This is a genomic window from Bradyrhizobium sp. (genome assembly GCF_004799445.1).
Classification (GTDB): Bacteria; Pseudomonadota; Alphaproteobacteria; order Rhizobiales; family Xanthobacteraceae; genus Bradyrhizobium.
Genome location: NZ_SSNA01000037.1, coordinates 1 through 11,499 on the forward strand (window position 1 = coordinate 1; position 11,499 = coordinate 11,499).

At 57.5% G+C, this 11,499-nt stretch carries 6 protein-coding genes and 1 pseudogene; 3 read left to right on the plus strand and 4 right to left on the minus strand.

Going from position 1 to position 11,499, the window contains the following annotated elements; genetic code table 11:
• From E8A46_RS03960 to E8A46_RS03970, 3 genes and pseudogenes are all read left to right on the plus strand, one after another.
• The coding region (locus E8A46_RS03960; RefSeq protein ID WP_291557756.1) for a hypothetical protein at positions 1 to 513 on the plus strand (513 nt) is incomplete at its 5' end.
• A gap of 2,897 nt (positions 514 to 3,410) precedes the next feature.
• The gene (locus E8A46_RS03965) at positions 3,411 to 3,572 is read left to right on the plus strand and encodes a hypothetical protein (protein ID WP_291557758.1); all 162 of its coding nucleotides are present in this window, start codon (positions 3,411 to 3,413) and stop codon (positions 3,570 to 3,572) included.
• A 655-nt stretch (positions 3,573 to 4,227) separates the two neighbouring features.
• A pseudogene (locus E8A46_RS03970) lies at positions 4,228 to 4,476 on the plus strand (SPOR domain-containing protein); the annotation flags it as partial.
• A gap of 5 nt (positions 4,477 to 4,481) precedes the next feature.
• Here E8A46_RS03970 and E8A46_RS03975 read toward each other — a convergent pair.
• The 4 genes from E8A46_RS03975 to E8A46_RS03995 all read right to left on the minus strand — a co-directional run.
• Positions 4,482 to 5,117 (minus strand): hypothetical protein, encoded by a 636-nt coding sequence (locus tag E8A46_RS03975; RefSeq protein ID WP_291557760.1) that lies wholly within the window; start codon positions 5,115 to 5,117, stop codon positions 4,482 to 4,484.
• Positions 5,118 to 5,599: 482 nt separating this feature from the next.
• Entirely contained in the window at positions 5,600 to 7,453 is a 1,854-nt protein-coding gene (locus E8A46_RS03980) for an adenylate/guanylate cyclase domain-containing protein (RefSeq protein WP_291557763.1), read from the minus strand.
• A 1,572-nt stretch (positions 7,454 to 9,025) separates the two neighbouring features.
• Entirely contained in the window at positions 9,026 to 10,399 is a 1,374-nt protein-coding gene (locus E8A46_RS03990; protein WP_291557766.1) for a caspase family protein, read from the minus strand.
• A 243-nt stretch (positions 10,400 to 10,642) separates the two neighbouring features.
• On the minus strand, positions 10,643 to 11,499 hold an 857-nt coding region (locus tag E8A46_RS03995; RefSeq protein ID WP_291557768.1), incomplete at its 5' end, for a transposase.

The following is an 11,499-nucleotide window of genomic DNA, read 5'->3' on the forward strand; positions in this document are numbered from 1 at the left end:
CTCAATTCTGTCGCACCGCCTGCAACGATATTGAATGATGTCCCTACCTTCAGCGTCGGGGGCGCTTTTCTCAATCTTCATTGTCTCTTTGCATACAATGCAGCTCAAGAGACCTATCAGCGGGCTTTTATCGTCGTTCAAATGATATCCCCACGCCACTCCGTACAGGCTTCATTTCCCCTTCGCTTTCAGCCCCAGCTTTCCAAAATGAAAATCGGCAACCTTTCAGCTTATTTCGACATCACCGGCGGGCGTGACCACAGGAACATCGTCCCGCATTTCCACGAGGCCCATGTCGATCAGGATCCGAAGGTCATCCGGGCTGACCGGCACTATTTCTCTGCGGTGGCTCTTTATGTCCTGCAACGTCCAGCGGAGGCGAACAGCGTCCTTGAGCTCTTAACCGGCAAGGCCTGTCTTTGGTTCTGTCATCTTCGGATCCAATCCGATCATGGCCGGATCGTCGGAAGTATAGGGTATTACCCGGAAGAAGGCTCGAAGGTGCGGATCTAACCACGTGGCTTTCAGAATAAGCCTAGGCTGACGCAGCAACCGCAACAGGACTAGGGATCCCGCTCGCTATGACAAAAACCTACCCGAGATCATCTCGAAGGCTTTGATCGGGATCAACCAAGCGAGAAAGCAGGGGCGCGGGGCTCAGGTCCGCGCCTCAGTCTTGACGAATATCATGGAACGCTTTGTCGAACGCCTCATTGTTTCAACGGGTCGCGTTCTCCTCCAATTACGCGGCCTGCACGACCGCCGCCCCTCCCACACCCCCGCGTGGGCGCGGCCGTGCTTGGCGAGCCCTGGTGGCGCAGGGATCCAGCGAATCCGGGTACTGGCCGAAATAGGCCGCTTGGGGTGGGTCACAGCTTCAACCTAAGCAATAGGAATAAGGCGCTATCACCATCGCCTTGGGCCGATTCTCGCGACGTCGCGTAGCCAGACATTATTAGCGTGTCTCTTTCACAGACTTGCCATTCCCACCGATCTGGCACCAGGGCGATTACCTTCACTTCAAGCAGGCGCGATCCGGGGGCTTTGGCCATCCAATGCGGGCTTACTGCAATTTCGGCGGCTGCAGTTCGCTTGCGATCCAAGCCTGTATGTCAGACATCCGCATTGGATCGACGCTATCGCATTGAACGCATCTGAACTTCCGGCCGCCAGTTTTGACGACCATGTAATGCATTGGCTTGTGGCACTTCGGGCAGGAAGGTGGCGGAGGATTCTTGGGCATGTGACACTCACGCTGGATCAGGCGGGAGCGCAAAACTCTCAGTCACCGGGTACTGCCGAGGATGGAGCGGTGATGACTTATTCTGCGCCGGTCGTGCTAACTAAAGCGAGTCAATTCCGCACAGCAAAACAGGGACGGGACCCTGACCTACCGGAACAGCATCCGTGAGGCTGCATTATTCGTCATCTTGGCCTAATAGCTTGCCGGTCCTTCGGTTGAGCAAATGCATCTTGGTGCAGGCGGGGCACATGATCCCGACATATTCGTTCTCGGAAATATCTGGGTCATCATCCGTTTGGTGCTGGACGTTGAGGCTGGTCGCCGGGCACCTGAAAATGAAATTCGCCATTGGTCAGGATATGACGGCCCTGCGAACCAGACCATGATGTAGCGCAAGGTCGGGTAGGACAGACTTTCTGAGCGGACCCGGCCGATTCTGGCCGAAATAACCGCTGTTGTCCGGATAGCCCGCCGGGCGCATATTCCGGGGATGGCTGCACGCGACCGATTTGTGTTGGATATTCTCTGCCCAAGTTGCGGGGGTGGCGGCGAAGCCCGTGTTTCCGAGGACGCCCACCCATACATGAGAGACCCCAGTTTTCGTGTGGATGAATATCCAGAAGGCTTTTCAGAAGTCAGCCGGTCGGTCTACCGCCATGAAACGAAGGTCCGCTGCAAATGCGGGCAGGAGTTTTTCCTGATTTGACCCATCCAAAACGCCCGGGACCTCAACCAGGTCGCGCAAAAGCTGTTTGCTATCGAGGCGGAGGGCTCAGGTCCGCGCCTCACTATTAGGATTCGCGGCGCGACGTCTTGAGGGGTACTCATATCGAGCGGCGATGGGACTCAACATGATGTCCAATGCTCATGAAGTGCAAAAAATGCTTCGCGACGCGCTCGCAGAAATGCCGGTTACGATCGAATCCGGGCTTTCGGACCCAAAGGCGAGCGTCACGAGCAAGTTGAAATGGGTTGAGCTTGCGCTGCGAGTGTTTCGAGGACCCGTGGGCCGGCTAGCGACAGATTTGGAGCTCGAGAACAAGAGGAAAGTCGCACTCACCCTGAGAGAGGCCGTTCCCGCGCTTGAGAAGATTTGCGACGAGCACCGGTCGGAGCGGCTACGGAACACCGCCGCCCGATATCTTCAGTATATCGAAAGCGAAGTGGGAAGAAGCGATCGAGGTTAGCCTTGCGCCGAGCGGTCACGGCGGGCGAGCCATACGCTGGCGCCCAGTCCGGCATCGGTCATTAATTAGCCCACGAAAATGTGGTTGGAACGGTTTTCAAATCGGGAGCGTCCTTATTGCGGGTCGCGTTTTCCAGCGATCGCGCGGCCTGCACGGCCGCCGTAAACCCCACCTGCACCTGAGTGGGCGCGGCCGTACTTGGCGAGCCTTGGTGGCCGCACAATCGGGATCCCAGCGAATCCGGGGCAATCTAATGAAAGAGGCCGTCAACTGAGGCGGCCAAGGAACTGGCTCAAATTCCGTCTGTTAACCCTGGCTTTCCATTACAGTCGGGCCAAGGTTTCAGGTTTTCTGGAATAGTAGTTCTTCTACTAATTTTTGCTTCGGGCTATGCAGCAGGTTACGCAACTCGCGAGTGGAAATCGCGGCGGCGTCACCGTAGGCCGAAATATTGAGATCGGCCGACCCCTGTACCAAAGGACAGTTGACCGTGGTTTTGCCTGCGATGTGTCCTTAGCGTGCGCCCTTTAGCGTGCAGGAAGTGGTGCAAGTGGTCGTGACACCATGGTCGCATTTCTTGCAGATGGCCACGCACTGATCCATAATTTTCGGATTGTAAGCGGGGAATAGCTCTGTTGCGCAGCTGTTTATTGATCCCGTCGCTTCGCCATCGGGAGAGCAGGCGGCCATCGCGAAGGCTAAGGTTACTAGAGCGGCGATACGTCTCATGTGGCCTCCGGCCGACTGACGATCACCTGATGTTGCACCGGCGTCCCGATTCTCGCCAGCCCTACGCTGGCGCCGATCGGCCGAGGCCCTGACAGCCGGCAAAAAATCCCGGACTCGCCAGCGACTCTCTCAGGCCACGCGATCGGCCTTTCAAGTTCTAGTGCTGGTCAGTTTAACTATGGCAGCCGGTTCGGCTGGCAAAGACCCGATTCAGGGCGCATGTTCGCAGGATGGAAAAGCATCGCTCGCGCATGCTTGAGGTCTCAGTGACCCACCAGCCGCCCCGATGGCAATGGGAAGTCACCTCTAACGGCGAAATGATCGCGAACGGGTTCGAGGACGGGCAGGTTGAAGCCAGGTTCGAGGGCTACAACACCATGTTTCTCTTGCTGGCCGCAGGTTGGAATACATGACCCCCAAACGCCATAGGGACTCCAACCAGCTCGCAAAATCGATTTACTGACCCAAGCATGCCCGCAAATCCCGGACTCACCAGTGGGCTTCCTAGAGTCGTGGCGAGGTTATCGCCGGTTATCGTACGGAAGCTGCCGTGGTTACCCTCGTATTTTCAGAAGAACTTCAGATTGGATGGATCCAAATACGGGATCAATCGTGAACTTGCGAACATTTCGAGTTGGTCCGATTTCGATCAGTCCGGAGATTTGAAGAGGAGCGACTAGCTAGTCGTGACCACCCAAGGCCAATTCCGCTTCTGGCACGTTTCGGACATGCCGCGATGTCCGGCTTGAGTCCACTTCAGGTGGTAAAGCGGAAATCGGACTTCACGTCCGTCAGGTCGCCTTTTGACCCACAACGGAAGTCGCGCCGCTTCATCGAAAATTTAGCATTCGATGCGTTGAAGGTTGACGAACTTAGCGAGCACAACCTAGTAAGACTGGGGGCCGCTAGCATTCGACGGCTTCCGCGCGATAAGGCGTTTTTATGATGCTGGCACTTACGTCCAATCACCTGAAGCAAGCGCTAATTTGGAGCTGCGCGGTTGCGGCCCTCTGCAGCCTGCTGTTTGTCCTATATGGACGCGCTCCTAACGCTCCCAAAGCACCCACCGGCTACATTGTGCAAGTTTTGTCCCGACAAAACGAGGCGGACGCGCGGGCCGCTTTTAAAGCACTGCAGAGCAAATTTCCGTCGGTGCTAGGGTCGCGCGCGCCGTTAATCAAACGGGCCGACCTTGGGGATAAAGGAATATATTATCGCGCAATAGTTGGACCATTTGACACCGCTGCTACAGCCTCCGAGTTCTGTACCGATTTGAAATCGGCTGGTGGGCAGTGCGTGATACAGCGAGACTACTGAGTAGTCTATTGGTGCGCAGCTTGCCGCACGTCGTCGCGTGTCTTGACGATTATCTGTGGTAACTTGCGCTGGAATTCCTGCTCCAAAGCCGTCATCGCCTCGGGGCTGAAAGAATTAGTATGGCTATGAAATGTATCGAATACGATTTGTCTATTTTTCGCGCATGCCGCAAATGATGCCTGCTCGATTACTTCCGGGGGATCGTTGGAAGTACGTGACCGAGCCCGCGCACTGCCTTCAAGGCACATGGAATAAGTCCGCACCGCTTGATCCTCAAGAGCTTTCTCTGGGTCGTCCTTCCATTGCTGTTGCAATTGCTTCGTCATTTCGGCGATCTTTTGCATTTGCTTGAACTGAGCCTCTATTGTCTTGTGGACGTAGGGTGGTTCATCGATGCGGTGTGAACTATCGATTGAACGTTGCTTGCAAATTGCAAATACGCTGTTGTCGATGTCAGTGTGGTCACGGTTGAGGAAGTCGGCACCGTATGTCATAACGGAGCGCCGTAGCGCGGCTGGTATCTCTTGGTTCACGCATCCATGGAAATAGTCTAATTCGTCAGAGGCGGCATTTGCTTGCTGATGCGCAAGTGTTAGGAACGAAGCCAAGCCAGCGACAGTAACGAGCAATAAATGCTTCATGGATGTGCTCCCTTCCGGCTGCGGCGCGCGCTAATCACTCTTTGAAAGCCGCCTACTGGTTCGCACGAAGTTTAACGAACCGAGATTACGATCCGGCGAATGCGCTATGTTGAAGTTGAGGGACATCGTTTAGGGACAATAGACGATCGTTTAGCCTCTACTCCGACAAAATATCGATTTTAGCTTATTGACCGCTTTTGGCACTTTTCGGACATGCCGCAGTCGTCGCCGCATGTCCGTTATCGAGGGGTAAACGGACCAAGCTTGGACGCGCCCCAAGGTCCGAGTTTGACCCACATGGACCGCAAGAAGGTGGGGAGAGGTAAAGTGAATTCCCGCGCGCCTTCACGAGTCCACATCCTGAATTAGCGCCGCTGATTTGCCCGACGTGTCAAATGTGGTTGCTGGCACGGCTACAGGCGAGACACGCTGTTGCTTTCAGTTTGTGTGATGGTCGGCTCGATCCATTGCAAGGGGATGCCTCATCGTAGCACGTCGGCTGCGCTTGGGTCTTCTAGGCCCGCGGCGACGCGATAGAATATGGTTCCTCGTTGACGATCTTCGCGCCGGGCGAGCACCGAGAAGCCCTCCAACCTCGTTCTGAAGAATTCCGGTGCCAGCTCGTAGGCCGCATTGAATGCAGTCTTCGCCTTATCGATCTCTCCCGCGCCGACGAGACAAAGCACGCGAAGGCCGTTTGCCGCTAAATGGCGGGGCATCTCGTTGAGCGCCCGCGCCGCCCAATCAATTCCTTCAGCGTATCGCTTTGCGCCAAAACTCGCGAACGCCAGTTGATTGTAGGTTTGGTAGCTATGCGGATCGCGAGGGGTCAACCGCAAGACCTGATGTAAGTGCTTGATCGCCTGCTCGTGTTCACCCACATGAGTCTCAACAATGGCGAGAATTCGCAGCACATACGCATCGTTGGGGTTCATCTCGTAGGCACGTCGAGCATCCCTTAGCGCATCGGGATAACGATCCAGCAGCGTGCCATAAATAGGGATCATCGCTCGCGCCGCGCAGACAGATGGATCGTTGGCGTCCAGTTCGATTGCATGCGCGATCGCGGACATGGCTTCCCGAATGGCATGCTCCCGATCCGCCGCTATCGAATAGAACACGGAAGTTCCGTAGGCGCGGGCAAGCGCACGCAATGCCAGCACGCTGTTCGGATCGATCGACAGCGCCTTGCGTGCCTCCAGAATTGACTGATCGATGAGTGTTTGATCTAATTTGGCGTCTCCCTCCCATCCATGAACCGTTGCCCGAAGCGCGATTTCGTAGGCACTTAGGTTGTCCGGGCGTCGTCGGGTGGCCTTGGATTGCTCGGCCGAGTCGATCTGTGGTGCGATGACGGCCACGATGGCTTGAGTGACCTCTTCCTGCACTGCGAAGACGTCTTCCAACACACGATCGTAGCGTTCAGCCCAGATATGGTTTCCGGTCAGTGTGTCGATCAGCTGCGCCGCCAAACGCACACGATTCGCCGACTTTCGGACGCTGCCCTCCAGTACGTAGCGCACACCCAGTTCGCGCCCTACCTGCCGGATGTCGGGAGACTTCCCCTTGTACGAAAATGTCGAGTTTCGCGCGATCACGAACAGAGATTTGAAGTTCGATAATGCAGTGATGATGTCCTCGACCAAGCCATCGACAAAATACTCCTGTTCCGGATCGCCACTCATGTTTTGGAATGGCAGCACTGCGATCGATGGTTTGTCGGGCAGTTCCAGTGGAATATCAACATTCAAAGATGGGGAGACGGTAACTGGCGCAGCGGCGTCCGAGAGAGCCTTGACCTTCCAGTCTGCCTCATCCCATTTCACGACGAGCGCCTGAACAGGTCGTTCTATATTCTTGAGCGCGAGTTTGCCGAGATCGTTGAAGCTGGCCTTGAGTCGGCCCGCCACCGCCTCGTGAATGGTGCGCGAGATGACGATGCCACCGGGCGGCGCCTCTGCTTCTAGGCGGGCAGCTACGTTCACTCCATCACCGTAAAGGTCATCGCCGTCCACGATCAGGTCGCCGAGATCCATGCCGATACGGAACACGATTCGGGTGTCTTCGGGCTGATCCTTGTTGGTGTCGGCCATAGCTTGCTGAAATTCAATGGCAGCGCCAAGAGCACCTACCGCACTCGGGAATTCGATCAACGCACCATCTCCGGTGAGTTTGACCAATCGGCCACCGTGACGCGCCAGCGCCGGCTCCAGGCGCTGCTTGCGGTGCTCCCGCAGACGCGCGACGGTGCCGCTCTCGTCCCGACCCATGAGGCGGGAATAGCCGACCACATCGGCTGCAACGATTGCCGCTAATCGACGCAGGTCACCCGCCATTGGACCTCCCGACCCACCGATCGTAAAACGGCTTAACCGGAAGGGCAATGGCGCAGCTGTGGGCTCTGCACATTTCCGCTCATGGCACGAAGCTGACTAGCCGTTGCCCTGATCAATGTCTGCTGTTGAGGTGACAAACGGACATCGATCATTCGCTAGTTGAGGTCTCACTTTGACCCATCTCGGACATCGCGGAGTAACCTCGAGCTGCTCAAAAGGGCGGCCCGTCAAGAAAGCGGATTGCGCATCGATTGCAAGTCTGCCGACATACCGGTTCATGAACCGGTACAACTTGCTGATTTTTGTGGTGATCGAACATAGGTTGCAAATCAGGAGAGCATCGTCAGCTGGCAGCGACCTCGACCTATTGGCGGGAAGCTGTCCAGTTGCCCCCACAGCCGTCTGCCCGCATATAGGTTCCTCTTCCGCTATTACCTGAAAGCCTTCCATTGGCCGTAAGCCGAACGCCGTCACCGGCGATCAGGACCGCATAGTAGGCCCCGCCCGATTTCACGGAGCCGCTTCCTTGGCCAATGACCTTGCCGCGGGAAATCACCGCACTGACGCTACCACTGCCCTGGCAATTCGTGGACGTTCCGAAAAAGGTCCACGCGCCATCGAAACTTCCACCACCGCCTGCAGGCTTGCTCCGCTTTGACGATCGTTCGGGTTCAACCGATCGCTGTCCCTCGCGCGAGCTTGATAAGGATTTGTCGTCATTTCCGATGCTGCCACCGGAGCTACCGGATTGGGCAGAAGCAGAGCCGTATCCAGCTGCGACGACTACCGCCGCGATCACAGCAAAGCTCCGTGGGTTCTTAAAGGCAGAAAAAACCATGTTTAGTTCCCGCATTTGCATTGACGTAAATTGGATACTGAAAAAGCTACCTCTACAGCGTGTCGTTGGCAGAAATCCCGGTGGGCCGCAGTGGCACAAGATGGCTTGACGCGGCGTTCCAAGGCCCTCGCTACGTTGCAGCCCTCGAAATAGAACAGCGTGGAATGTGATCGCCCGCCCTCATGGGCGGGTTTCGCGCGCCCGCTCGGTCACTGCCTTGTCCCCGTCCAGGTACCGTTACACCCATCCGAGCGTTTGAAAGTGCCGCTGCCGCTATTGCCGACCAATCGACCCGTGGCAGTAAATGTCAATCCATTGCCGGCGCCGGCAGAGTGAATCACTCCGTTTGGGCTAACAGCTCCGCTGCTGAACTGGGTAACGAATCGCCCTCCACTGATAACCGTCGCGGTCGTTCCTGCGCCCGAACAACCAGCGCTGGTAAACGCCCACGGACCGTCGAAATTACCCCCTCCGCCACCACCGCCTCGTCGAGAGCTGGAGCGTCTCGGTTCCTCGGCTTCCGGCTTGCTCCGACGAGCGGGTCGTTCGGGTTCGACCAATCGAGAACCGGACAGCGACTTTTCGTCGTTGCCGATGCTGCCGCCGGCAGAGCCGGATTGCGCGAGCGCTGCGGCTGGACCGATGAGGAGCGCCAACAAAACATAAAAGAGAGACATTTCAATTCGATGTCGCATGAAGTCCTGCATAAATTATTTGGTTTCCAAATGCCGGGCTCAATTCTGGCGGCCGGATCCGTCGGCACAAACCGCCCCGATGATGCGGCAAGACTTGCCAGTTCTCCCGCAATCGTCAAGCGCGGCATCCTTGGCCTTTTGCACGGTGTCGCGCTGAACCAGCGACCATGATTTGCCTGAAACCGCGAAAGCCCCACACCCATGGCCGTAGAAGCTCAGTTCAATCGGGCATCGGCCTGCTCCGCAATTGGAGCGCGCGTCGTCCACGGCCGCCCTGCGCGACTTGTGATTCCAGGAAATCCCCCAATTGTTGCTATCGGGACCATAGACGATCGATCCCCATGGCTTCAGATCGTCCATCTTGCGCAACCGCGTCAGCACGCCTTCGGTTGCTTCACCTGACGGCGACAGGTTGCTCTTTTCCTGAAACTTGCTGATCGCGAGCTTCATGCCGGTCTTGCTGTCGGGGACGTCCGGGTCGAAGTTGTGCTCGTAGAGCCGTTCGCTCAATTCGCGCAGCAGCGCGGCATCTTTAATCGGGACGAAGTCGGGGTCCGCGCGCAGCGTACCGGCGAGTTCTTGCTGTGGCGGCGGCGCGATCGCAACCTGCGGCCCGGCCGCCACCGCGGGCGCGGCGAAATAGAAGGAGCCGTCGATCGGCGAGGAGGACACCCAGGGCTGCTGCGATCCGCCCGTCTCCCGCTTCACGGCGAGGCCGACCTGGTTGAAGGTTTGAAAGATGTCGAGCCCCGTCTGCTTGATGGTCGTCGCCAAGGCCTTCGTATAGGGACTGTGGCCGTCGCTGCCGTCCTGGGCGACGCTGCCGGGCTGCGTCGCATAGGAGATCAACGTTCCTTCCGGCGCCCGCATCTGGGCAAGCCCGCCATCGGCGGAGCGCAGCCCGCGCGCGCCGAACGGATTGTTGCGGCAAGCGTCGAGGATTACCATGTTGAGTCGGGTGCCCGAACCCTGCATCTGGCGGAGCACAAGATTGACGTCCACCATCTGGAAATCGACATCGGCTTCGCGGGTCGGGTTGGCGTTCACCGGTACTAGGTAGTTCGAGCCGCTCACCTGCACGCCGTGGCCGGCATAATAGAACAGCGCGACTTCGGCGCCCTGGATTTGACGCCCGAAGTTCTGCACGTCGATATCGAGCGCGGCTTTGTCGAGATCAAGCTGGGCGCGTCCACCTATCAGGGTAAAGCCGAGGCTCGAGAGCGTGTCGGCCATCAGCGTCGCATCGTTGCGGGGATTGTCGAGTCGGGTGATGTTTTGATAGGCGGAATTGCCCACCACCAGCGCGATGCGCTTCTCGGCTGCGGCGGGAGATGCCGATACAAGCGACAGTAGCGCGATCGCGGCTGCGATTGCGCCGCGAATTCCCGTCCAATTCGTGAGCCGCCGGTGCATCCCCAATGCATCCCCAATCATTATCGGGAAACTAGCAGCCGGCGCGTGCCACGAAAAGCGCCGAATCGCACCAGCAGTCCGTTAATGCCGGCATTAACGAGCATGTCTGTTCATGGCAGATTTTGTTGCAGAAATCGGCATACCGACGCCGCAGGAGGGCTGGAGCATTTTTTGAAGCGATCCACTGTCACCCGCTGGATGGTGCGGGCGACTTACGCTCGACTTTACTGACGCTTGCAACGCTTACGCAGCACACAAAGGGGCGATTGGCGGTGGCCGGGCAACGAGCTTGGCGAGCCTGCGAAGGTTCTGCGCAATCGCTGCCAACGTGAACTCGAACTGGGCACCGCACGGCCCGCGCAATCGCAGCCGGCCGAGCCGCAAGATACGTTTCAAATGCGCAAACAGCATCTCGACACGTTTCCTGTCGCGGGATGATTGCTTGAACGCCTCCGTCTTGGCCAGCGCCCGGGCAACGTCGCGAGATTCCTCGTAGATACTGCGCGGGATTTTGCGGACGGACGCCTTTGGACAACATTGTGCCTTGAGCAGGCAACCACGACAGTCGCGCGCTTTTGTCCGATAGAGAAGTGTCTCCCCGTCGTTGACCAGCTTGCCCGTCGTCGTGAGGATCTTGTTGGCCGGGCAAACGTACACGTTACGGTCCTTGTCGAACGTGAAGTCTTCCCGACTGAAGGTCCCATCCTCGCGTTTCGACTTGTCGATCACCGGGATGTGCGGAGCGATATCCTTGTCCTTGACAAGCCAGTTGAGGTTCGCTCCTGAACCGTAGGCGGTATCGGCCGCGAGCCGCTCAGGCTTGATATCGAAGCGCTCTTGCGTCCGCTCAATCATCGTCTGCGACGCGCCGACCTCCGCCTGGCGGATAGAGCGCGACGCCTCGACATCCATGATAATGCCAACCTTCACATCGATCAGATAGTTATCTGAATATGCAAAAAATGCTGGTCCGCGCATTGCGCCGGTCCATTGGGCGGCCGGATCGGACGGCGAGACGAACTTCGGCGTTACCTTGGTGGCAGCGCCGAAAGCCGCGTCGTCGAGGGTTGCCATATACTCCTTCACAGCTCGGCTTGCGG